General features: G+C 52.8%; 24 protein-coding genes. 11 read left to right on the forward strand and 13 right to left on the reverse strand.

Features of this window, described 5'->3' with window-relative positions; all coding sequences use genetic code 11:
• Positions 1 to 125: 125 nt before the first annotated feature.
• The gene (locus ABD035_RS04300; protein WP_343867959.1) at positions 126 to 764 is read left to right on the forward strand and encodes a riboflavin synthase subunit alpha; all 639 of its coding nucleotides are present in this window, start codon (positions 126 to 128) and stop codon (positions 762 to 764) included.
• A gap of 48 nt (positions 765 to 812) precedes the next feature.
• Here the strand turns inward: ABD035_RS04300 and cfa are convergent, their stop codons facing one another.
• Both cfa and punC read right to left on the reverse strand, forming a co-directional pair.
• Positions 813 to 1,961: a cyclopropane fatty acyl phospholipid synthase gene (gene cfa, locus ABD035_RS04305; RefSeq protein WP_343867961.1), complete on the reverse strand. Its 1,149-nt coding sequence runs from the start codon at positions 1,959 to 1,961 to the stop codon at positions 813 to 815.
• Positions 1,962 to 2,272: 311 nt separating this feature from the next.
• Positions 2,273 to 3,436, reverse strand: coding sequence for a purine nucleoside transporter PunC (gene punC / locus ABD035_RS04310; RefSeq protein WP_425579703.1), 1,164 nt, complete (start codon positions 3,434 to 3,436; stop codon positions 2,273 to 2,275).
• Between the two features lie 105 nt (positions 3,437 to 3,541).
• On the opposite strand from punC, the gene punR reads away from it, so the two are divergent.
• The gene (gene punR, locus ABD035_RS04315; protein ID WP_343867965.1) at positions 3,542 to 4,444 is read left to right on the forward strand and encodes a DNA-binding transcriptional activator PunR; all 903 of its coding nucleotides are present in this window, start codon (positions 3,542 to 3,544) and stop codon (positions 4,442 to 4,444) included.
• 9 nt (positions 4,445 to 4,453) lie between these two features.
• On the opposite strand, the gene purR is transcribed toward punR, so the two are convergent.
• A complete protein-coding gene (purR, locus tag ABD035_RS04320) occupies positions 4,454 to 5,479 on the reverse strand; it encodes an HTH-type transcriptional repressor PurR (protein ID WP_212712448.1) in 1,026 nt (341 codons plus the stop codon).
• Positions 5,480 to 5,748: 269 nt separating this feature from the next.
• Between purR and cydH the strand changes: the two genes are divergently transcribed.
• Positions 5,749 to 5,838: a cytochrome bd-I oxidase subunit CydH gene (cydH, locus tag ABD035_RS04325; protein WP_212712449.1), complete on the forward strand. Its 90-nt coding sequence runs from the start codon at positions 5,749 to 5,751 to the stop codon at positions 5,836 to 5,838.
• 118 nt (positions 5,839 to 5,956) lie between these two features.
• Here cydH and ABD035_RS04330 read toward each other — a convergent pair whose 3' ends face one another.
• Positions 5,957 to 6,754: a C40 family peptidase gene (locus ABD035_RS04330; RefSeq protein ID WP_212712450.1), complete on the reverse strand. Its 798-nt coding sequence runs from the start codon at positions 6,752 to 6,754 to the stop codon at positions 5,957 to 5,959.
• A gap of 357 nt (positions 6,755 to 7,111) precedes the next feature.
• Between ABD035_RS04330 and ABD035_RS04335 the strand changes: the two genes are divergently transcribed.
• Positions 7,112 to 7,447: a Grx4 family monothiol glutaredoxin gene (locus ABD035_RS04335; RefSeq protein WP_212712451.1), complete on the forward strand. Its 336-nt coding sequence runs from the start codon at positions 7,112 to 7,114 to the stop codon at positions 7,445 to 7,447.
• A gap of 86 nt (positions 7,448 to 7,533) precedes the next feature.
• Here ABD035_RS04335 and rnt read toward each other — a convergent pair whose 3' ends face one another.
• From rnt to nemA, 3 genes are all read right to left on the reverse strand, one after another.
• The gene (gene rnt, locus ABD035_RS04340; protein ID WP_343867970.1) at positions 7,534 to 8,205 is read right to left on the reverse strand and encodes a ribonuclease T; all 672 of its coding nucleotides are present in this window, start codon (positions 8,203 to 8,205) and stop codon (positions 7,534 to 7,536) included.
• A gap of 115 nt (positions 8,206 to 8,320) precedes the next feature.
• The gene (gloA, locus tag ABD035_RS04345; protein WP_343867972.1) at positions 8,321 to 8,728 is read right to left on the reverse strand and encodes a lactoylglutathione lyase; all 408 of its coding nucleotides are present in this window, start codon (positions 8,726 to 8,728) and stop codon (positions 8,321 to 8,323) included.
• Positions 8,729 to 8,823: 95 nt separating this feature from the next.
• On the reverse strand, positions 8,824 to 9,930 hold the full coding sequence (gene nemA / locus ABD035_RS04350; RefSeq protein ID WP_343867974.1) for an alkene reductase: 1,107 nt from the start codon (positions 9,928 to 9,930) through the stop codon (positions 8,824 to 8,826).
• Positions 9,931 to 10,198: 268 nt separating this feature from the next.
• Here nemA and ABD035_RS04355 point away from each other — a divergent pair, with 268 nt between their 5' ends.
• Complete coding sequence (locus ABD035_RS04355; RefSeq protein WP_212712455.1) at positions 10,199 to 10,438, forward strand: DUF1289 domain-containing protein; 240 nt, start codon at positions 10,199 to 10,201, stop codon at positions 10,436 to 10,438.
• Here ABD035_RS04355 and ABD035_RS04360 read toward each other — a convergent pair.
• From ABD035_RS04360 to ABD035_RS04370, 3 genes are read right to left on the reverse strand one after another with little or no spacing between them, the layout of a single operon-like run.
• Positions 10,427 to 12,466, reverse strand: coding sequence for an FUSC family protein (locus ABD035_RS04360; RefSeq protein ID WP_343867977.1), 2,040 nt, complete (start codon positions 12,464 to 12,466; stop codon positions 10,427 to 10,429). The genes ABD035_RS04355 and ABD035_RS04360 overlap by 12 nt on opposite strands.
• Before the next feature lie 2 nt (positions 12,467 to 12,468).
• Positions 12,469 to 13,323, reverse strand: coding sequence for an efflux RND transporter periplasmic adaptor subunit (locus ABD035_RS04365; protein ID WP_343867979.1), 855 nt, complete (start codon positions 13,321 to 13,323; stop codon positions 12,469 to 12,471).
• Between the two features lie 6 nt (positions 13,324 to 13,329).
• A complete protein-coding gene (locus tag ABD035_RS04370; protein WP_212712458.1) occupies positions 13,330 to 13,566 on the reverse strand; it encodes a DUF1656 domain-containing protein in 237 nt (78 codons plus the stop codon).
• Positions 13,567 to 13,713: 147 nt separating this feature from the next.
• Between ABD035_RS04370 and slyA the strand changes: the two genes are divergently transcribed.
• Positions 13,714 to 14,151: a transcriptional regulator SlyA gene (gene slyA, locus ABD035_RS04375; protein WP_212712459.1), complete on the forward strand. Its 438-nt coding sequence runs from the start codon at positions 13,714 to 13,716 to the stop codon at positions 14,149 to 14,151.
• A gap of 165 nt (positions 14,152 to 14,316) precedes the next feature.
• Here slyA and ABD035_RS04380 read toward each other — a convergent pair whose 3' ends face one another.
• A complete protein-coding gene (locus ABD035_RS04380) occupies positions 14,317 to 14,784 on the reverse strand; it encodes an outer membrane lipoprotein (protein ID WP_212712460.1) in 468 nt (155 codons plus the stop codon).
• A 261-nt stretch (positions 14,785 to 15,045) separates the two neighbouring features.
• Between ABD035_RS04380 and anmK the strand changes: the two genes are divergently transcribed.
• From anmK to pdxY, 4 genes are all read left to right on the forward strand, one after another.
• A complete protein-coding gene (gene anmK, locus ABD035_RS04385; protein ID WP_343867982.1) occupies positions 15,046 to 16,188 on the forward strand; it encodes an anhydro-N-acetylmuramic acid kinase in 1,143 nt (380 codons plus the stop codon).
• 66 nt (positions 16,189 to 16,254) lie between these two features.
• Positions 16,255 to 16,914, forward strand: coding sequence for a pyridoxamine 5'-phosphate oxidase (gene pdxH / locus ABD035_RS04390; RefSeq protein ID WP_343867984.1), 660 nt, complete (start codon positions 16,255 to 16,257; stop codon positions 16,912 to 16,914).
• 134 nt (positions 16,915 to 17,048) lie between these two features.
• Positions 17,049 to 18,323, forward strand: a complete 1,275-nt coding sequence (gene tyrS / locus ABD035_RS04395; protein WP_343867986.1) for a tyrosine--tRNA ligase — start codon at positions 17,049 to 17,051, stop codon at positions 18,321 to 18,323.
• A gap of 68 nt (positions 18,324 to 18,391) precedes the next feature.
• Positions 18,392 to 19,255 (forward strand): pyridoxal kinase PdxY, encoded by an 864-nt coding sequence (gene pdxY / locus ABD035_RS04400; protein WP_343867988.1) that lies wholly within the window; start codon positions 18,392 to 18,394, stop codon positions 19,253 to 19,255.
• A gap of 125 nt (positions 19,256 to 19,380) precedes the next feature.
• On the opposite strand, the gene ABD035_RS04405 is transcribed toward pdxY, so the two are convergent.
• Positions 19,381 to 20,139 (reverse strand): SDR family NAD(P)-dependent oxidoreductase, encoded by a 759-nt coding sequence (locus tag ABD035_RS04405; RefSeq protein ID WP_343867990.1) that lies wholly within the window; start codon positions 20,137 to 20,139, stop codon positions 19,381 to 19,383.
• A gap of 116 nt (positions 20,140 to 20,255) precedes the next feature.
• Here ABD035_RS04405 and ABD035_RS04410 point away from each other — a divergent pair, with 116 nt between their 5' ends.
• Complete coding sequence (locus ABD035_RS04410) at positions 20,256 to 21,155, forward strand: LysR family transcriptional regulator (RefSeq protein ID WP_343867992.1); 900 nt, start codon at positions 20,256 to 20,258, stop codon at positions 21,153 to 21,155.
• Positions 21,156 to 21,662: 507 nt separating this feature from the next.
• On the opposite strand, the gene dtpA is transcribed toward ABD035_RS04410, so the two are convergent.
• Positions 21,663 to 23,126: a dipeptide/tripeptide permease DtpA gene (gene dtpA / locus ABD035_RS04415; protein WP_343867994.1), complete on the reverse strand. Its 1,464-nt coding sequence runs from the start codon at positions 23,124 to 23,126 to the stop codon at positions 21,663 to 21,665.
• Positions 23,127 to 23,657 lie beyond the last annotated feature (531 nt).

Genomic DNA, 23,657 nt, shown 5'->3' on the forward strand with positions numbered 1-23,657 from the left:
TAACGGTGTATGAAAACTTAGCAACCGGAGAAACGGGGGACGTGGATAACGCTAACGCCGCATTTACCCATAAACAGCAGCAAACCTCTGTGATACTCTGAAGAAAATTCTAAGGGAGATCTCATATGTTTACCGGTATTGTTCAGGGGATGGCTGAAGTCGTTGCTGTCGAAGAGAAACCTCTGTTCCGCACCCATACACTCAGGTTTCCGCCGGAATGGTTAGACGGTCTGGAAACGGGGGCTTCGGTGGCGCATAACGGATGCTGTCTCACCGTGACGGCGATTGACGGAGAGCGGGTCAGTTTTGATCTGATTAAAGAGACCCTGCGCGTCACTAACCTTAATGACGTCACCGTTGGCAGCCTGGTCAATATTGAGCGGGCCGCAAAGTTTTCTGATGAGATTGGCGGCCATCTGATGTCCGGTCATATCATGACGACCGCGGAGATCGTTAAAATTATCAGTTCAGAAAACAACAAAGAAGTCTGGTTTAAACTGCAGGACGCCTCCCTCAGTAAATATGTATTACACAAAGGGTTTATCGGTATCGATGGCTGCAGCCTGACCCTCGGGGATGTCGTCGGTAATAAGTTCTGTGTACACCTGATCCCGGAAACTCTGCAGCGCACCCTGCTGGGGGTGAAGAAGATCGGCAGCCGCGTCAACATTGAAATAGATCCGAATACTCAGGCCATTGTGGACACCGTCGAGCGGGTTCTGGCGGCCAGAGAATTGACGGACAACGTTCTGCCATTAACCTAAAAAAAATGCAGCCTGCCAGGCTGCATTTTTCTTTGACGCTAACACAGATTAACGTGCGACGCGTAACCCCCCATCGATCCCGCGGCTGAATACGACCTGCCATAGCTGAATATCACGTGAGCGGAAAGCACCGGCACAGGCATTCAGATAATAGGTGAACATCCGTTTGAAACGTTCGTCATAATTGCCTTCCAGCTGTGGCCAGCTTTCCAGAAAACGTTCGTACCAGGCCATCAGGGTGGTGTCATAATCCACGCCGAAGTTATGCCAGTCTTCCATCACGAAATGCGGTTCGCTGGTCTGTGCAATATGCATCACCGAAGGCAGGCAACCGTTCGGGAAGATATACTTATCAATCCACGGGTCAACGTTCAGGTCAGTATGGTTTGAACCGATGGTATGCAATAAGAATATACCATCCGGTTTCAGGTTACGGGCGACAACGTCGAAATAGGTGGCATAATTTTTCGGGCCAACGTGTTCAAACATGCCGACCGAAACAATGCGATCAAAAGAAAGGTTCAGGTCACGATAATCCTGAAGCAGGATAGTCACGTCCAGATCTTTACAGCGCTCCCGGGCCATTTTCTGCTGTTCTGCCGAAATCGTCACTCCGTGGACGCTGACGCCGTAATGGCGGGCGGCAAACTCAGACAACCCGCCCCAGCCACAACCGATATCCAGCAGGGTCATGCCGGGTTTCAGTTCCAGTTTGCGGCAGATCATATCCAGTTTCGCTTCCTGCGCGGCTTCCAGGGTGGTTGCCTCTTTCCAGTAACCACAGGAATACTGCATATACGGGTCGAGCATCAGACTGAATAAGTCATTCCCCAGGTCGTAGTGCTCTTTTCCGACAATCCAGGCACGTTTTTTAGACTGCAGATTTTTAAGGCGGGCGGTAGCGATGCGCAGGGTGTCTTTAAAATGGTGGGGTAATTGTTTATCGAGTTTGTTTTTTAATACCCGGTAGAAGAACTGGTCGAGCCTTTCACATTCCCACCATCCATCCATATAGCTTTCGCCCAACCCGAGAGAACCTTCCTGTAAAACCCGCTTAAAAAAATCAGGGTTTTTTACCCGGATATCCCAGGGCCGGTCGCCGTTAATGGTGATATCCGCCATCGCCAGCATCTCAGTGGCGATACGATACCAATGATTTTCCTTGAGGCCCACTTCTGCTACACATGATGAACTCATACGCTTATTATCACCTGTTCTGTTTGAACCTGAAGAAAGAATAGCCAACTTTCACCGGTCCGTGAGTAAACTCACAAAAACGTGTATTTATAATTAAAGACAAAGCAGAGGATAGTGTAAATATCGAAAAATGCGCATATGCCGTGAGAGCACATTAAATTTTATTATAAATGTAGTGACTTATTTTAATATTTTGTCACCTGGGTGATTATATGCCGTGCGAACAGAATGTTCAATGATCAGGATTAGTCTGCTAAGGATGAAATAAATTTTATCCTTAGCAGACCGTCACGGAGGGGAAGAGCGGGGGATCAGGTGCGTTTTTGCTGCAAGTAACCGGCCAGGGCCAGTATGACGGTCACCCCCATCGCGGTCACCGTGGTCATGAGCGGTTGCTCAGGATGTCCGGAGACAATCAGGCTGAACACAAAACAAAGGCCCAGTTGTAAGGTGTTTTGCAGTGCCGCAGCCTTGCCACTGGCGGACGGGAACTGCTGCAGAGCCGCTGACACCACGACAGGATAAATAGCGCCGTTCGCCATCGCCATGCCGCAGAAGGGTAACAGTAATGTCAGTAATGATGCCTGTCCGGAATAAGCGGCCGCCATCGTCGCAATAATGCTCACGGCATACAGCGCCAGCAACCAGGGAAGCAGGCGTGCGGCATTGAAATGGTTCATCAGTAACCGGCAGCCGAATCCGCCGATGAGAAATGTCACTGTTTGCGGAATATAACTCAGCCCGATGTCGGCCGGTGTCAGGCCCAGTGCCGATAAAATAAAGGGAGAACCGGTCAGCCATGCAAAAAAACTGGCGGAGCAGGCCGAATAGATCAGTACATTGCCACGGTAGGCGCGATCGGCCAGCAGATCGGTAAAGCGGACTTTCACTGGCTTTTTTGCCGCAGCACGGTCAGGTTCGCGTGAGGCTGCCGGCAAAAACAGCGTTGAAGCCATCATTGCAACGGTTACCATCGTCAGTACCAGAAAAACCGAACGCCAGTGGAAATGTGCGAGCAGCCAGGCGCCGAGTAACGGGGCGAGTGCCGGTGAAAGCGCGACCAGAGGCATGATGGTGGCAAAAATCTTCTGACTGCGTGAGGCCGGATAGTGGTCCAGTACCAGTGATTGCCAGCTGACAGCCGCGGCACAGACGCCGATAGCCTGGATAAAACGCAGGGCGAGTAACATCACCGGCGAGGTCACCCATAGCATGGCCAGACAACTGGCGGCAAAAATTCCCAGTCCGCACAACAGTACCGGTTTACGGCCGATCACATCAGACAGGGGCCCCCACAGTAACTGGCCGCAGGCGAAACCGGCCAGAAACAGGCTCAGGCTGGCGCTGATCACCCCGGCACTGGTACCCAGGTCCTGTTTCATTGCACCAAAGGCCGGTAAATACATGTCTGTGGCCAGAAAGCCCAGCATACTGAGTAATGCCAGATAAATTAAAAATAACACCGGATGCCTCATGACATCTCCTCTAATAAAAATTTCGGGCAAAGTGTAAAAGGGTGCATTGCCTGTTGTGAATCGGTAATATTTGCGATTAACGTTTAAAAATTTTGAAAGGTCATTATGTGGTCTGAATATGCACTTGAAGTGGTGGATGCGGTATCAAGGAATGGTAGCTTCAGTGCGGCGGCAAGAGAGCTGCATCGCGTGCCGTCGGCCATTAGCTACACGGTGAGGCAGCTTGAGGAATGGCTGGCGGTTCCCTTATTTGAGCGCCATCACCGGGATGTGATCCTCACCCCGGCCGGGGAACATTTTATCCGTGAAAGCCGGGGGGTTATCAAAAAAATGCAATCTACCCGTCGTCAGTGTCAGCAACTGGCGAACGGCTGGCGTGGACAGGTCAGTATCGCCGTGGACAGGATTGTTAAACCGCAACGTATGCAGCAACTGGTGACTGACTTTTATCGCCATTTTCCGGATATTGAATTGCACATCAGTGAAGAAGTGTTTAATGGTGTATGGGATGCGCTGGCCGATGGCAGGGTGGATATGGCTATTGGTGCAACCCGTGCCGTGCCGGTGACCGGGCGGTTTGACTTCCGGGATATGGGGCACCTGAACTGGCGTTGTATTGTCAGTGCCGATCACCCTCTGGCGACAGGGGGGCCGCCGGGAGAAGAGAAATTGCGCGCCTGGCCCTCACTGATGCTGGAAGATACGTCCAGGGCCTTACCCCGACGTATCACCTGGTCACTGGATAATCAGCGACGTATGCCGGTGCCGGACTGGCAAACCGGTCTCGACTGCGTCAGGGCTGGGTTGTGTGTCGCCATGGTGCCGGGCCATCTGGCCAGGCCGCTGTTATCCCACGGCGAGGCCAGAGAATTACAGTTACCCGCCCCGTTTCCGGAAAGCCCCTGTTGCGTCAGTTGGGCCGGGGAACGTAGCTCACCGGCCTTACGCTGGATCCTCGACTACCTCGGGGATACTGACACACTGAATCAGGAGTGGCTGAGGGAATAAACGTGGCGCTTAGCGACGATAATCGACAAAAGGCCCATCCGTCACCGAACGGCGCTCAATCAGCCGTGGATTGACCTCAATGGTCTGAGGCTCCTCGCGTTTATTGACGATGCGGTCCAGCAACATATCCAGTGCCTTTTCACCCAGTTCACTTTTCGGCTGATGGATAGTGGTCAGCGCCGGGGTGAAGTAACGTGAATTGCGCACGTTATCATAGCCGATGATCGATATATCCTGCGGGACGCGTAATCCCTGTTCATCGGCAGCACAGATGGCACCCATCGCCATAATATCGCCGCCGCAGAACACCGCGGTCGGCAGTTGGGGTTGCGCAAGCAGCTGCTGCATGGCCTGATAGCCGGACTCCGGTTCAAAATCGCCCTGTACCAGCCATTCGTCACGCAGGGTGATACCGGCTTCCTGTAATGCTTTCAGGAAGCCAGACAGGCGTCCGCCTCCGGTGTTGCGTTCCATCTGCCCCGGGATACAGCCGATATCACGGTGACCCCGTTCGATCAGATAGCGTCCGGCCATATATCCGCCCTGGAAAGCGTTGTCCAGAATGGTATCGGTAAAATCCCCGCGGGAAACGCCCCAGTCCATGACCACCATCGGAATATTGCGGCTCTGTTCCAGCATATCCAGTAAGTCCTGCGGATACTCCGCACACATCACCAGCAGACCATCCACCCGTTTCTGGGCCATCATCGACAGGTAAGCACGCTGTTTTTTCAGATCATTATCGGCATTTCCGAGGATCAGGGTATAACCGTTCTCGAAACATTTTTTCTCGATAACTTCGATGATCTCTGCAAAATAGGGGGCTTCCAGGGACGTCGACAGCAGTCCTATGGTCCGGGTGTTATTCACTTTAAGACTTCTGGCGACGGCACTCGGGGAATAATGCAATTCATTAATTGCCTCCCGGACAGCCTTGCAGGTGTCTTCCGCAACAAAGCGGGTCTGATTAATGACATGTGAAACGGTAGTGGTGGAAACCCCTGCGCGTTTCGCCACATCTTTAATAGTTGCCATTCAATACTTACTCCGGGTTTATCATTATTCTGTGCTGGCCGAGTTAATCGTTTGCGTTTGCCCGAACTCAGGCAATCGTTCGTAATGTAGGGGGGACGATTGACCTGTGACGGGACGATAATCGCGCTCGAAATTTCAGCACGCATCATCGTTGCGCAACGAAGGGCGGCAATTCTAGCAAGGTCACGCCAATAAAACGAGATTTTTGCGCAACAGTATGGTAATTATAATAATGTCCACACAATTGTTGTGCTTATAAGGGGGAGCGAATGGATACTGATCTTAAACTGGCACTGACCACCACGGTTGTCGCATTACTGATGATTTGTGCATTCAGTTTTACTGCAATTATGCATTAACGGATGCATCCGGCCCCGGGAGGGTATTTCTGTCCCGCGACGGTAAATAAAAAAGCCTGAACAGTGTTCAGGCTTTTTTATGCTTCCTCTGTCGGAAGGACCGGTAACCGGTGCTGAATTAGCGTACCGTCGTCGGGGTCATCACGCGGCGGGCACCAATGTAGTGGCTCTGCCAGTATTCGTTGCTCAGGGCACTGATCTGTATGTCTTTGCCGGTACGCGGGGACTGAATAAATTTACCGTTACCCAGGTAGACACCGACATGGTCGGCCTTTTCACGGCCATGAATATGGAAGAACACCAGGTCGCCTTTTTCTAACTGATTACGTTTGATCGGCGCGGCATCGCGCAGGTGGAACATTTCGTTAGCGGTACGCGGGATCCGGTAATTCACCAAATCTTTATAGGCGTAATAGACCAGTCCGCTGCAATCGAAACCGGTATGGGGCGAAGAGCCTCCCCACTGATAGGGTTTACCTAGCTGGTCCATCAGTTTAACCATGGCGGTTTGACGGGCTTTCTGATAACGCATGCGGTGCGTACTGCTCATACGAATAGCGGTCAGTTTCTCTGACGGGCGGGCGTTCGATTTACGGGCAACGGGGCGATGACGTCCGTAAACTTTCTTTTCAATACGGTGATGTTCTGCGGTGCGGTGTTGCTCTTCACGGGCAGGATGTTCTCTGAGTTTGCGATGGCTGGCTAAGGCTTTTACACGGTGGCTAAGGGGCTGACGCGTTTTATGCCGTGAGCTGGTGGCTTTCACCGGTCTGCGCTTTCTTCGCATATCTTCGGTAACATTTTTCCGTGTCGCTTTATGATGAGAGACATTAATAGCAGAACGTGGCGCAGCTTCGGCGACGTTAAAAAACAGCTGTGCAACAGCAAGAATAAAAAGCGTGATAAGTAAACGCATAGTTGTCAGGTTACAGGTTAAATGTCCCGGAAAGAGAGAACATATTTAAAAAATAACATCTGACCTTTCAGCCAGCCCCAAATGCATTCTAATCCAGGTATTTATCAAATGTTAAGGTCTTTTTTCCGGAATCTGTTACGAGAAGTTTTTTGCCGGAAAATTGAGCGCAAACAGGCAATTAACGCATCTGTTTTACCGTAAATCCCCCCTCTGAGACGTGACCGCTGTCACAGAAGGGCCATTTAACGGCTTGTGCTTAAGTCACTATGTAAACGTTATCGTCATAAAATGTCGTTTTTATTAATCCGCCGTTATCGCTTACAATGGGCAGACATGTCGTTTTGTTGCAAAGGAAGTATGATGAGCACGTTAGAAAAAATTCAGACTCAGATTTCAGAAAACCCGATCCTTCTGTACATGAAAGGTTCCCCTAAGCTGCCAAGCTGTGGTTTTTCGGCCCAGGCGGTACAGGCACTTTCTGCGTGTGGTCAGCGTTTTGCTTACGTGGATATACTGCAGAACCCGGACATTCGTGCAGAACTGCCGAAATATGCCAACTGGCCGACGTTTCCGCAATTATGGGTAGACGGCGAGCTGGTCGGTGGCTGCGATATTATTATGGAAATGTATCAGCGTGGTGAATTACAGCAGCTGATCAAAGAAACGGCAGAAAAATATCCTGCCGCGGAATAAACTGACGTTTCCCCCGTTTCAGATGCCCGCAATGACTGCGGGCATTTTTTTGTCCTGGCATAGCCGGACAGGGCATAAGATAACGCTTATACCGGTTCAGCGCCGGTCTCATTCCCGTCGGTGGCGACAGGCAGTGGCCAGCCACCTAAACGCTTCCAGCGGTTCACCAGTTCACAGAACAGGGTGGCCGTTTGCTGTGTATCGTACAGGGCTGAATGCGCCTGGTGGCTGTCAAATTCCATGCCTGCCGCCTTACAGGCTTTCGCCAGTACGGTCTGGCCAAGCACCAGTCCGCTGAGCGCTGCAGTATCAAAGGTCGCAAAAGGGTGGAAAGGGTTACGTTTCAGGTGACTGCGTTGTGCTGCGGCCATCACAAAGCTGTGGTCAAAATTGGCATTATGCGCAACGATCACGGCCCGGGCACAGTCGCTGTCTTTCATACCTTTGCGAACCATTTTGAAAATAGCATGTAACGCGTCATGTTCACTGACAGCATTTCTTTCCGGGTCCGCCGGATTAATACCGGTAAAGGCCAGCGCCTCAGGATGCAGGATAGCGCCTTCGAACGGCGTAACATTAAAGTGCAGTGTCTGGTCGGGTTGCAGCCAGCCATCGTCATCCATCTTTAAGCTGATCGCAGCAATTTCCAGTAAGGCGTCAGTATCGGCGTTAAAACCCGCGGTTTCCACATCAATGACGACGGGAAAGAAACCACGGAAACGTTGGTTCAAAGCATTAGGGGAAGAAGTTTCGGACATCAGGATCTCATCGGACGAAAATTGCAGAGGCTAGTATCGCAAAAAAACGCCTGTGATGCAGCAGTGGCATACAGGCTTTGCCAGCAAGGCCCGCCGTCAGAAGGCGGGCCGGTGATCAGTGTCCCAGCCCCTGACCGGCATGTTTATTCTCAATCAGCTCAATTTTGTAGCCATCCGGGTCTTCGACAAAGGCGATCACGGTGGATCCGCCTTTCACCGGGCCGGCTTCCCGCGTGACATTGCCACCGCTCTGACGAATGCTTTCGCAGGTTGCGGCAACATCATCCACCCCCAGCGCGATATGACCATAGGCGTTGCCGTGGTCATAGCTTTCAACCCCCCAGTTATAGGTCAGTTCGATGACGGCCCCATCGCTTTCGTCGGTGTAGCCCACGAAGGCCAGGGAATATTTATATTCCGTATTCTCGCTCTGACGCAGCAGTTTCATGCCTAAAATACGGGTATAAAAATCGAGCGAACGTTGCAGATCGCCGACACGCAGCATGGTATGAAGTAAACGCATATCATCCTCTTAGCAATTAAAAAGGGCCAGCAGGACATCATGCTGGCCGGTCAGTCATTGTAATCAGTGTAACAGGGAAACGGGTGGCGGTAATCTCAGTTCTGCCCGAGGAACGGGTAATCGGTGTATCCTTCCGCACCGCCGCCGTAAAAGCTTTCCGGACGCTGCGGGTTCAGCGGCGCGTCGGTTTCCAGACGCAGCACTAAGTCCGGGTTAGCGATATAATTCCGGCCAAAGGCCACGGCATCGATCAGGCCACGGCCGATTAAGTCTTCGGCTTTCTCTTTCGTATACCCCCCGGCACCGATGATAACGCCCGGGAAGATCTCACGGACTTTTTTGCGGAATTCGTCACGGTACGAGTCGCCACCGGTCCAGTCCGGTTCAGAGAAGTGCAGGTACGCAATCTTTCTGGCCGCCAGTTCTCTGATAACCGTCAGGGCATCTTCTTCTTCATCCGGCCCGTTGGTCAGCCCCTGGAAAGTCCCGACCGGGGAGAGGCGGACAGCAATATGTTCCGCACCGCGAACCGCGATTGCCGCATCGACCACTTCCAGTAATAAGCGGGCACGGTTTTCGACGCTGCCACCGTACTTATCGGTACGGATATTGGACTCCGGTGATAAAAACTCATGCAGCAGATAACCATGCGCACCATGAATTTCTACCAGGTCAAAGCCGACCGTTTCAGAGTTCACGACCGCCTGGCGGAAATCGTCAATCACCTGCCGGATTTCCGCCTGGGTCATCTCCCGGGGCAGGGTTGTCTCTTCACGATAAACGTTACCGGCGGCATCTTTCAGTGTGGTCCGGGTATGAGACGGCAGCGCCGAAGGCGCCAGCGGCGCCTGACCGCCCGGCTGAAGGGAGGCATGCGAGATACGCCCGGTGTGCCAGAGCTGGACGGCAATATGACCGCCGGCCTGGTGAACGGCCCGGGTGATCTCACTCCAGGCGGAGATCTGCTCCGGCGTATGCAGCCCGGGGGCACCGGCATAGCCTTTAGACTGGAAAGAGATCTGAGTGGCTTCTGTAATGATCAGGCCGGCCGTCGCCCGTTGCTGATAATATTCCTTCATCAGTGGGGTCGGAATGTCACCGGGTTCGATACTGCGTAAGCGCGTTAATGGCGCCATAAAGATCCGGTTAGGGACAGTCATGCTGCCAAGGGTAAGCGGCTTGAAAAGAACGCTGTCAGTCATAAGGTATCTCCGGAGGATCGTGGGGTATCGTCTTCCTGTCATAGCAGGCAAGAGATAAAGTTTATTTTTCAGTCACCTCAGCAAGAGTAAATAGCGCTCAGCAGACTGACAAGGGCGCTCACGGAGGAACGCACAAACAGACAACCCTCCGCTATACTCACTGATAAGCTTGCTATCAGCGTAGTGCAAAAAAACCACCCCTGTTTTATCTTTAGGGTATCCGCAGACAATGGGGCTGCAGGCCCGTTACCTGTCAGGGAGAACCCCGATGGCTGAACAACTGGAATTTTTCCCTGTGCCGAGTCCGTGCCGCGGCCTCTGTCAGGCGGACAACCGCGGCTATTGTGTGGGCTGCCTGCGCAGCAGAGAAGAGCGTTTCGGGTGGATGTCATTCACCGATACGCAGAAACGCACGGTCATCCGTTTGTGCCAGCAACGCCGTCTGCGCTGGCATAAAGCACCGTCAGTCCCGGCAGAGGAAGACCCGGAGCAACCATCACTGTTCTGACCCCTGCGCAGGCGGTCCGGACAATGGTGGCTCCGGTACGCCCTGCTGAAGCTGGGCCAGTGAACACTGTAATCGCCAGAGGATACCGGCCAGTTCACGGGCTTCTTCGTTATCCTGCGTCTGTAGCGCCAGCAGGGTGTGCTGCAGTTCGTCCAGGGTAGTCTCCAGCGCGTTATGCCTGACACCGCGCAGACTCATGACCTGTTGTAACGACTGAAAAGAGTTATCCCGCAGGGCCATTAATGCCGGATTCTGCGGCGTCCAGCTGCGCAGATACCAGACGATGTGCGAGCAATTCAGTAGTACCACGCCCCAGCGTAACAACCAGAGTTTCGCCTGCTGATTTTTGCTGCTCTTCAACTGACTCACCAGGTGGTAAACCCGGGATTCAAAATCATGTTCTTTCAGGGTCGGGTGGCGGCGTAACTGATCCAGGAAGGCCAGCCTGAGCGCGCGGATATGGCGGCGGCTTTTACGGTCATCGGAGCTGGGCTGCAGGATCTGAAAGGCCAGCCAGGCAAGCAATACGCCACAGACCTTGGCGACATTGGCATTCAGAAAATCGGCATAGTCCCATTCCGGCGGGTTGGTGACCGATATAAACGACCCCAGAAAAACGATGGATTGACCCCAGAAGGCGGCATTGGCCGGTTGCTGAAGTTTCAGTAACTGAGCGGTGATAAGCATCGGGAAAAGAAACAGCAAAAATTGCCAGAGTGCGGTCAACTGGATCATCAGACCGAATTTCATTACCAGGCTAAGGCAGCAGAGAAACAGCAGCGTTTTCAGCAAACCGAAGATGGTACCTCCCGGAGACGGGGAGGAGGAATAAAGAACACAGGCGATGGCCGTTAATGTCAGCGCCTCTGAACCGGACTCCCAGTGACTGTTGATCCAGAAGGTTCCCCCCGCAATGATTGCCACAAAGGTACGCAAGGCACTCAGTGCGGCTTCGGTACTGTCATTTTCGCGTGCCAGAGAAGGGACCGCCGGGGGCTGAAAGCGTGTATCGGCGTCGGCGACTTCTATCAGGCGGATCCAGCGGTTAATGTCCAGATATAACCAGCAAAAATAGCGCAGCCGTTCGCAGACGGCACGCTGACGGAAATCGGCCGGATTTTCGGCGACCATCCGCCGCAGGATCATGGCTATCGCATATTTATCACCGCCGGGCCTGGACAGTTCCGTTAAAATATCCTGTATGCCCCGGTAGAGCGTTTCGGGCGCCTCCGGCCAGTTGAGCAGCATGCGCCGTAACCCCGACAGCACACTGGTCATCCGTAATTGCTGATGAAGAATATAGTTCAGTACATTATTTTGCCGCCGGAAGCGATAATGGCTCCAGAATGCCTGTACCCGTAACAAATTCATGGTCAGAATTTGTGAAATAACCTGTTCATGCGCAGTATGGGCCAGGGTTGTACTATTGCGGGAGAGCAGCGTCACCGCATGCAGGTAGATGTCCTGATGCATTTTGCGCAGCGACAGCATCAGATTATCGCCATCGGACGTACTGGGCAGGATCATCATCATCAGACCGGCACAGAGTATCCCGGTGATCACCTCACATACCCTGGCCTGAGCAATGTCCCAGACCTGGTTCACCTCGGTGACATTGACCGTGCTGAAGGCAATAATGGCCGCGGTATAGCCGGACAGGCAGAACGCATAGGCCACATTGTTCTGATAATGGCTGGAAATCCAGGTACAGAACGCCAGCCACGCCGCGATAGTAAAGGTGAAAAGCCAGGGGTCATTCAGGGTGTGGCCGGCAATCATTAATGCGACGGTGGCACCGATCAGGCTGCCACAGATCCGGCCCAGACTTTTACTGATTGCACCGCCGACGGTCGGGAAGCTGACCACCGCGGCGGAGGTCATCGCCCAGTAGGGTTGATCCAGATCCAGGGTATAAGCAAAGATAAGCGCCAGACACATCGCCAGGCTGTTACGCAGGGCGTAACGCCACTGCGGGCCGGTGGCACAAATCCACGGCAGCCGCTGCCATGACAGCCAGTTAAGATTCATCTTCAGTCACTGATCACAATCGTACAGGTGGTGCCGGCAACCAGCAGAAGATCCTGCGGCAAAGCATCCAGCTTAATTCTGACCGGCACACGCTGTGCCAGCCGGACCCAGGGAACGGTGGGTTTGATATTCGCCACCAGACCGTCATCCACTACGTTCTGATCATAAATGGCACGTCCGATACTCAGTACGCTGCCTTTAAGGGTCGTCCCGGTACTGTAAAGAATGATTTTTGCCGGGGCGCCGGCACGGATATGCCGGAGTTTGGTTTCTTCAAAATACCCCATCACGTACCAGGAATGGCTATCCAGCATGGCAAACAGGGGAGTGCCTTCACTGGCATAGTTACCGCTACGTAAGGTCAGGTTGGTGACCCAGCCATCTGCCGGTGCATAGATTCGGGTTTGTTGCAGATCCCAGCGCGCTTTATCCAGCGAGGCGGCGGCCGCTTTGACGGTGGCCTGCATGGCATCGGCGGTCTGCCGGGCAATGTCCAGGTCCTCGGCGGAAATAATGTTCCGCGGCAGGCTGGCCCTGCGTTCTGCTTCATGTCGCGCTTTCGTCAGGTCGGCCTGACTCTTAGCCAGTTCTGCCGCCGCATTATCGATGGCAATCTGAAACGGAACGGTATCCAGAGTTACCAGCAATTCCCCTTTATGAACGTACTGGTTATCACTGACCGCCACCGAAACAATCCGTCCGGAGACTTCCGGGGTAATATTCACCCGTTCCGCATGCACTTTTCCGTCACGCGTCCAGGGAGACTGCATATAGTAGTTCCACATCCACCAGCCGGCGATCAGTGCAACAGCAAAGACAAATAACGTCGAAAAGTACTTCAGAAGATTCACTTTCATCGAAAATTATCTCAGGTTAAGTAACCCAAAGGAGGAAACGACACACAATATAAATACGGAAAGATCCATCAGCGTCGGATGCCAGAAACGCCCGGAATAAATACGCGTTCTGATTAACGGATGGATGACCAGCCATAGAAAAAAGCCAGACAATACCGATTTAAACATCGGCGGAAAAAAAAGAGAGTCTCCGAACACCAGTTCAGTGAGTGCGGTTAACGGAGGAGGGCTGGTCCAAATCATTGTGGCTTATCCTCTGAGACAGATATCGGAAATAAAAACCTGGCAAAAAAGGCGCTTTTCATCAGACATTTGTATTTGCTCCTTAAAAAACGCAAAATAGTGTAAGAAAGACGACATTGCTTAGCAAGCTAATTATAAGGAGCTTATATGGAATCTTCGTTGGGCACTGATCTGGCGAGACTGGTTCGTATGTGGCGTGCAGTGATTGATAACAGACTGAAACCTCTTGGTCTGACGCAGACACTGTGGGTCACTTTGCACAATATTCATCAGTTACCGCCGGACCAGTCACAAATCCAGTTGGCCAAAGCGATTGGTATTGAACAACCGTCCCTGGTCAGAACACTGGATCAGCTGGAACAAAAAGGCCTTATCAGCCGGACTCCCTGTGCAGATGATCGCCGGGCAAAACGTATTACTCTGACAGAAGAAGCCGCCCCGGTCATCGAACAACTGGAAAGGGTCATCAACCGCAGCCGCGAAGATATCCTGAGCGGAATATCCGCCGAAGAAATCGATCTGATGGTCAATGTAATCGCCAGACTGGAAAAAAACATTGTCGAACTGCAAGGAAAAGAGGGGTAGTGCGGCCTGGTTCGTCGCCACGCGATTTTCCCCGGCCCCTGCGATAAGGTAAAAAAAACCCGTCATCAGGACGGGTTAGTAAAAAAGGGGCTGGCGGCGGTAGCCTCAACATGCCGTCTGACTCGCCGGTTTATCCCGGTGAAGCTGACGGCAGCAGACGAGTGCTTAGCGTGGTGAAACGGTCACCTGGCTGCCGTTCGAGACTAAAGCAACACGCATCCCGGCAGAGTAACGACTGGCAGCCTGTTTCTGAACCACCATAATAGTGTTACCGTCATCTTTACGGATTTCCAGTTCCACCCCGTTGGACTCATTCAGGTTACTCTGAACCCCCTGACCGGCCAGTCCGCCGAGGACTGCACCGCCTGCGGTCGCCAGGCTACGGCCTGCGCCACCACCGATAGTGTTACCGAGGAAGCCCCCGATGACTGCACCACCAATTGCGCCCAGCATACTGTCGTTATCGCCCCCCTGAATTTTAACAGGGCGGACAGAAACCAGTGTCCCGTAGGTAACGCTCTGGACCTGTTTAGCTTCGCTGGCGCTATAAACATCCCCGGAAAGCGAGTTATCATTTACGCATCCGGTCAGGACACAGGCGGCTACCGCTAAAGTCGTTAAACGTTTAATCATCAGAAACTCCTTTCAAAAATCAGCGCGATAAGCGCACCCTTTATAACGTTGTTTCTCCAGTATAAAGCAAATTGTGCATACCGAAGTGATTTTTGCAAACTCACAATGCGGCATTTTAAGACCGGCCGGATAAACAATAATTCAATCGACCGGCATTCCTTTACGATAAATTGATCGATGATCACCATTTTATTCATAGTATTAGCCGTGAAGATTTGCAAGACTGAGGGCTGGTCTGTGGAGCCGTGAGTTGAGGTTAAGATGAAATCGGGACGTTATATCGGAGTCATGTCGGGAACCAGCCTGGATGGTGTGGATGTGGTGCTGGCGGCGATCGATGAGCATATTGTCGCCCGGCAGGCGAGTTATTGTCACCCGATGCCGCTGGAGATCCGGCAGATGATCCTGGATGTCTGCCAGGGTCAGCCCGTGACGCTGTCACAATTAGGGCGCCTGGATACCCGCCTCGGCCGGTTGTTCAGCGAAGCGATTGAAACGCTGATGCAACGGGAATCCCTGAGTGCTGAAGATATTGTCGGTATCGGCTGTCACGGACAAACGGTCTGGCATGAACCGGAAGGGGAAGCGCCTTTCAGCATGCAACTGGGGGATAATAATCAGATTGTGGCCCGTACCGGCGTCACGGTAGTCGGCGACTTCCGCCGGCGTGATATGGCGATAGGCGGTCAGGGCGCACCGCTGGTGCCTGCCTTTCACCGCGCAGTGCTTATGCACCCGCTGGAACGGCGCGTGGTCCTCAATATTGGCGGTATTGCGAATATCTCTCTGCTATTTCCCGGCCAGAATATCCGCGGTTATGACACCGGGCCTGGCAATATCCTGATGGATGCCTGGATCTGGCAACAGTGTCAGCAGCGGTTCGACAAAGACGGTCAGTGGGCAGCTCAGGGGAACGTCGTTCCGGTATTGCTGAAACAGATGCTGGATGACCCGTGGTTTGCCTTACCGGCCCCGAAAAGTACCGGCCGTGAATATTTTAATTTGTCCTGGATCGAAAAGCAGTTACAGCGCTTTCCGGGGCTCGATGCCGGTGATATTCAGGCCACGTTATTGGAACTGACGGCCATGACTATCGTCCGGCAGATACAATTAAGTGGTCACTGTGACCGGTTACTGGTGTGCGGTGGAGGCAGCCATAACCGCTTACTGATGCAGCGAATTTCCGCACTGATGCCCGGTACCGATGTAGGTAAAACGGATGATGCGGGGATCAGCAGTGACGATATGGAAGGGCTGGCCTTTGCCTGGCTGGCGTTCCGTACACTCTCCGGATTACCCGGCAATCTGCCTGCCGTCACCGGGGCGCGTGATTTTACCACCCTGGGGGCCATCTTCCCGGCCTATGCCCCTGCGGGAGGGAGTGCCGTGCCGGGGAAAAGATAAAAGGGGACAGTGCTGCCGCCTGCAGCAACACTGTCGGTGATGAAGTGCTTTGATGAGTTAGAAACAATGACTATCCAACAGGAATCTTTAAACAATATCGCTGATCTGCGACGTGAATACACCCGTGGTGGCCTCAGACGCAAGGATTTACCCGAAGCGCCGATGACCCTGTTCACCCAATGGCTCAGCCAGGCCTGTGAAGCGCAACTGCCGGACCCGACGGCCATGTGTGTGGCAACCGTCGACGAGCAGGGACAGCCGTATCAGCGGATTGTCTTACTGAAAGAGTACGACGATAACAGCATGATTTTCTATACCAATCTCGGTAGCCGTAAGGCGCAACACCTGAGCCGGAACCCGAAAATCTCCTTACACTTTCCCTGGCATATGCTGGAACGTCAGGTGATGGTACTGGGTGAGGCCGAAAAACTGAGCGCCAAAGAGGTGATAAAGTATTTTCACAGCCGCCCGCGTGACAGCCAGATTGGGGCCTGGGTCTCCCGACAATCCAGCCGTATCTCCGCCCGTGGGGTACTTGAAGGCAAGTTCCTGGAAATCAGCCAGAAATTTATGCGAGGTGAAGTCCCACTGCCCGATTTCTGGGGGGGATACCGTGTCCGTTTTCATACCATGGAGTTCTGGCAGGGCGGTGCAAAACGTCTGCACGACCGCTTCATCTATCAGAAAACGGATGACTGCTGGGAAATTGATCGCCTGGCCCCCTGATTTGGTAAAATAAGCTGTTTCACTACTGGAACAGTTCGCCGCACCGTTTTATTCTATGCACCTGATTTTTTTCCGCGACTGCGCGGAAAGCTGCGTTGCAGCAAAGGTGCAGTCTGTTCAATTTGGAGTCGTTGATGACCAGCAGTAACCTGATACAACAATTACAGGAAAGGGGCCTGATCGCCCAGGTAACGGACGAACAAGCGTTATCAGAGCGACTGGCACAAGGGCCGATCGCGCTGTATTGCGGCTTTGATCCTACCGCCGATAGCTTACATCTGGGCCATCTGGTACCGTTACTTTGCCTGAAACGTTTTCAGGATGCTGGCCACACCCCGGTGGCATTAGTCGGCGGCGCAACGGGACTTATTGGTGACCCGAGTTTTAAAGCCAGTGAGCGTAAGCTGAATACCGCCGACACGGTGGGCGAGTGGGTGGAGAAAATCCGTCAGCAGGTTGCGCCATTCCTGAATTTCGATTGCGGTGACAACAGTGCCATTGCCGCGAATAACTACGACTGGTTTGGCAGCATGAATGTGCTGACCTTCCTGCGGGATATCGGTAAGCATTTCTCCGTTAATCAGATGATTAACAAAGAAGCGGTGAAACAGCGTCTGAACCGTGATGACCAGGGGATCTCTTTCACTGAATTCTCTTACAATCTGCTGCAGGGATATGATTTTGCCTGTCTGAACGAGCGCCACGGCGTCAGTCTGCAGATCGGGGGATCTGACCAGTGGGGCAACATTACTTCGGGTATCGATCTGACCCGCAGACTGCATCAGAATCAGGTGTTTGGCCTGACGGTTCCACTGATCACTAAATCGGATGGCACCAAATTCGGTAAAACCGAAGGTGGTGCGGTCTGGCTGGACGCGAAGAAAACCAGTCCGTATAAATTCTACCAGTTCTGGATCAACACGGCGGATGCCGATGTTTATCGTTTCCTGAAATTCTTCACCTTTATGAGCATTGACGAGATCAATGCCCTGCAGGCAGAAGATGAGCAAAGCGGCAAAGCCCCCCGTGCACAGTATGTGCTGGCGGAACAGGTTACCCGTCTGGTTCACGGTGAAGAAGGCCTGAGTGCCGCAAAACGGATTACCGCGAGTCTGTTCGCCGGGACCCTGAGCGACCTCAGCGAGGCGGATTTGGCCCAGCTGGCTCAGGACGGTATGCCTGCGATCACCCTGTCACAGGGCAATGACCTGCAACAGGCGCTGGTAACCGCTGAGCTGGTCCCTTCCCGTGGCCAGGCCCGGACGCTGATTTCCTCTAATGCGGTGGCGATCAACGGCCAGAAGCAAGCGGATGCGGAATATCGTTTCAGTGAGGACGACAAACTGTTCGGTCGTTATACCGTCCTGCGTCGTGGTAAAAAACATTACTGCCTGATCAACTGGCAATAACACGTTTATGATAAAGGCCGGTTTCCGGCCTTTTTTACATTTCCAATAAGATAAGACGTCATCGGCTAATGAAAAATATTCTTGCAATACAATCACATGTTGTCTACGGTCATGCGGGAAATGCGGCCGCTGAGTTTCCGATGCGCAGGATGGGCGCCAATGTCTGGCCGTTAAATACGGTACAGTTTTCCAACCATACACAATACGGTCACTGGACGGGAACGGTGATGCCGGCCGCACATCTGACCGACATTGTGAAGGGTATTGCAGAAATTGATCGCCTGAAAACCTGTGATGCCGTGCTGAGTGGTTACCTCGGTTCGGCTGAACAGGGCGAAAAGATCCTGGAAATTGTCCGGGAAGTCAAAGCAGCCAACCCCGGAGCCTGGTATTTTTGTGATCCGGTCATGGGCCACCCTGAAAAAGGATGTATCGTCGCGCCGGGTGTCGCCGAATTCCACTGCCGCTATGCACTGCCTGCCAGCGATATTATCGCGCCGAATCTGCTGGAGCTGGAGATGCTCAGTGAGCGTCAGTTACACACCATCGATGAGTGTATCGAAGCCTGCCGCGAACTGATTTCCCGCGGACCCCGGGTGGTGCTGGTGAAACACTTATCCCGTGCCGGACGTCGCAGTGATCAGTTCGAAATGCTGCTGGTAACCGCCGGTGAAGCCTGGCACATCCAGCGTCCGCTGGTGGACTTTGGTGTGCGTCAGCCGGTCGGTGTCGGTGACCTGACCAGCGGACTATTGCTGGTGGATTTATTGCAGGGCAAATCCTTACCGGAAGCCCTGGAACATGTTACGGCAGCGGTCTACGAAGTAATGATCAAAACGCATCAGATGGGCGAATACGAATTGCAGCTGGTCGCCGCGCAGGATCAGATTGCCCGCCCTGAACAGCATTTCCCGGCGGAAAAAATCAGTTAACTCAGTTAACAGAGACCGCCGGTCAGTCCGGCCGGCGGTCGTTTCATGCCCGTTTTTTCTCAAACCCGGGCATCGCTATCCTGAATAAGAGTGTCCGGTTTGCTTACCGGTGAGTAGCGACCCCGTCAGAGTGCTAACCCTCCTGAAACTTCAATCCGTTGTGCGTTAATCCAGTGACTCTCATCGCTCAGCACCATGGCAATAGCATCGCCAATATCATCAGGTAAGCCGACGCGTCCCAGCGCAGTTTGTGAAGCGATAGCCGCATTGACCTGCTGATTATCCCGGGTCCGTCCGCCACCAAAGTCAGTTTCCACCGCCCCCGGGGCCAGCACATTCACCCTGATGCGACGTTCACCCAGCTCTTTGGCCTGATAACGGGTGAGGACTTCCATGGCACCTTTGACCGCCGCATAAGTGGCAGACCCCGGGAAGGTGACGCGCGTCAGGCCGCTGGATATATTAAGAATACGGCCTCCGTCGCGGAGTAAGGGCAGTAATTTCTGAGTGAGAAAATACGGACCTTTCAGGTGGACATTGACCAGCGCATCAAAGTCTTCTTCGCGGGTTTCAGTAAATAACTGGTAGTGACCATGTCCTGCATTATTGATCAGGATATCAAAATCCTGACGTTGCCAGACCTCCTGTAACACCTGGCGAAGTTGCTCAGCAAAAAGCTCAAACTGTGCGGTTACTCCCACATCCAGGGGTAAGGCGACGGCATTTACGCCAAGATCGCGGATCTCTCTGACCACGGCCTCGGCTTCTTCGGCGTGGGAGCGATAGGTCAGAATAATTCCGACGCCACGGGCGGCCAATTTCAGCGCGCCGTTTTTACCCAGACCACGGTTGCCCCCGGTAATGACTGCAATGCTGTTTTTCATCGTTTCTCTCCGGCAATAAACTGGCTAAAGGAATTCATCATATTGAACACCAGTGATGTGATAAAGTCGCTAAAACAGATATCACTGTTTCAATATGAACAACAATTGGCGGGATTATGGATAAAATACAGGCAATGCAGGTATTTGTCCGCGTTGCGGAAACCAACAGCTTCACGGCGGCTTCGGACAGCCTGGGGATGCCGAAGGGCAGTGTCTCCAGACAGATACAGGCACTGGAAAAAAATACCGGCACCCGTTTATTGCAGCGCACGACACGGCGTGTCCGTCTGACGCGTGACGGGGAACTCTATTATCACCGCTGCCTTGAACTGCTGGGTATGCTGGAGGATATGGATACCCTGTTCCGCCAGGAACCGTCCACGCTTAACGGGACGGTCAGGGCGGATATGTCGGTCGCGATGGCGACCGGATTCGTGCTTCCCCGGTTACCGGAATTTCTGCAACAGTACCCTGAATTACGTGTGGAACTGAGCAGCAGCGACAGCCAGGCTGACCTGATCCGTGACGGACTTGACTGTGTGGTCAGGGTGGGAGAACTGGCCGATTCCGGCATGATGGTACGTCATATCGGGTATCACCGGATGATTAACTGCGCCAGCCCCGGGTATCTTGCCCGTTTCGGGCTGCCTCTGTCACCGCAAGCGTTAGCACAGCATGCCATGGTTCATTACACACAGTATCTTGGGAAACCTGGCTCAGGATTTGAATATTTTGACGGCAAAAAAAGCCACTATTTCCCGGTGCCTGGCGCACTGACTGTCAACAGTACCGAAACCTACCGGGCGGCCTGTCTTGCCGGTCTGGGGATCATTCAGGTGCCGGCAAGAAGTGTCAGCGTATTGCTGGCTCAGGGCGCATTACAGGAAGTGCTTGCAGACTATCCGGCCAGACCCATGCCGGTGTCCCTGCTATATCCTAATCGCAGGAATGTTCCTCCACGGGTACGGGTATTTATGGACTGGCTGAGCGGGATTTTACAGGAATACACTGACTGACTGGTGCACGGACCACGGCACGCAGAAAATACGGCTCCGGTATCATTGTCAGGCCAATGTCAGGGAAAATGGCAGGGTTAACGCTAAACAGGGTCTGCGCAAGACACCGGTATGGCTTCCGGGCAAAGGTCAGAGAGTGCATTGACAGAGAAGGGTGAATTAACACTAAACACGGTCCGCGCAGAATACCGGTATAACTTCCGGGCAACGACCGGAGAGTGCATTGACAGAGAAGGGCGGAGATTAACACTTAACGCCACGGCCACCGCTCAGACTCCTGTCGTTCGATCGCAGGTTTGCGACCCGCACGGGGCATGACCAAATACATCGCCTCTGGAACTGTCAGCGGCATCAGTTTATTGCCGGCTAACCCCTCGACCGGGTCAGCATAGACCGGACAAGCTCCGGGAGCCCCCCGGGCAAACCGCCGCAAAATCATTCCCGGGTCACCGGATAAAAAAAAAGCCAGTCAGCAATGCTGACTGGCCTGGCAGAGCCACGACGAACTTAGTCGCGGATCATTTTATTCAGCAGTGGTGCTGAAATCAGCATCACGACCGCAATCACTAAGGTACAAACCCCGATCTCTTTGAAGACATGGCTGTAGACACTCAGAGACATCAGCGGGTCGGTGACATTATCAGGTACTGCCATCAGGCCGGCCACTTTACCGGAAATTACCGCGGCGCAGGCAGTGGTCAGGAACCATGAGCCCATAATGAAGCCCATCAGACGCTGAGGAACCAGCTGTGCGACCATCGCCAGACCCAGACCGGAGATCATCAGCTCACCGACGCTCTGTAGTGCATAGCTCAGGATCAGCCAGTTTACAGAAACAATCCCTTGCTGACTGGCATACTGCGCACCCAGCGGCAGCACCAGGAAGGCAGCTGAACACAGGAACATACCGATTGCGAATTTCAGCGGCATCGGCAGGCTGTTACCCAGCTTGTTGTAAGCCGCCGCCAGCAGCGGGCTGGCAACCATGATCCAGAACGGGTTCAGCGCCTGGAACTGCTCCGGCTCAAAATGGATCCCCAGGATTTCATGCTGAACGTTACGGATAGCAAAGAAGTTCAGTGAAGTCGGCATCTGCATATACAGCACAAAGAAGACAATCGCTTCCAGCATCATGATAAATGCAACGATCATTTTGCGGCGTGCCGCACCTTTCAGTGAGAAGGTCTCTTTAGCAAAGACCAGCAGAATACCGATAGCGATCACCAGCAGTGCCAACCGGGCAACGCTCTGGTGATGCAGCAGCATAGTGGCGATAGCAATCAGTACTACCACGCTGACCAGGGTCGCGATCAGCTTTCCGAAATGCAGCGGCGCAAAATCCGGTGCAGAACCATAGTTCTTCACCAGAGACTTCATGCTCAGGAAGTTAATCAGGGTGATCGCCAGTCCGACAACCGACAGAGAGAACGCAACGCTCCAGCCGTATTTCGTGGCCAGCCACGGTGTCAGCATCATTGAGAACAGTGAACCGATGTTAATGGACATATAGAACATCGTGAATGCACCGTCGAGACGGGAATCACCTTTCTCATAGCAGGTTGACAGCAGAGAAGACGGGTTCGCTTTAAACAGCCCGCTACCGACCGCAATGGTTGCCATTCCGACATAAACCATACTGACGTTATGGCCGGAGAAGGTAATGAAAGCATAGCCCAGAGCCAGCACAATTACCCCGAGGGTAATCACGCGTTTGGTACCGAGGACTTTATCTCCCAGCCAGCCACCAATAGCCACCATGCCGTACACCATCGCACTGAACGATGAGAACAGTGTGATGGAATCAGCTTCGGACATGCCCAGTTGTTTGACCAGGTACACGGCCAGAATAGCCTGTAGCCCGTAAAATCCGAAACGTTCCCACAGTTCGATGGAGAAGATCAGGTAGAACGCTTTCGGTTGCCTGAATGCGTTCAGGCTGACGGATTCATTATGTTTGTTTGCAGCAGACACTTTAACCTCGGTGTGTGTTAACCCTGTTTAACGTCAGGAATTAAGTGCTTTTCATGCGTAACTTTTCACATGATTTTGTTATGTATTGAGAAACTTGCGTTAGAAAGTGACAATAAAAGCAGGCAGAGCAGGAGCATGATGAAATAGCATACAGACTACATTGCGTAGATTTTAAAGTTGTTAACACAGTACTCAATGTTATTAAATATTGGAAAATGGCGAATTTTCCTAAAAGGAGAATAATAAATTCCCCCGCATAATGCAAAATAATGTTTCTCCGACGCAAAGCCCGCCTTCAGGCTTATGATCAGCATAAAGAAGTATCAAAACACTTAAGTGTAATATCAGATGCTATGCATCTCCATAAATCCGGATTATGTTTCTGTTCTTCTTTTCTCAAAAATGTGACCACAATGGCAGAAATATTTGTCAGCAAGAGCGGTTTTTTGCTGATAAAAAATAAGCGCAGGTGAATAAGCAGGTGAATAAGGTGAATAAAATGGGGGCGGGGGGGGATTTATCAGCCCTGAC

It is taken from the genome of Tatumella terrea (assembly GCF_039523755.1).
GTDB classification, from domain to species: domain Bacteria; phylum Pseudomonadota; class Gammaproteobacteria; order Enterobacterales; family Enterobacteriaceae; genus Tatumella; species Tatumella terrea.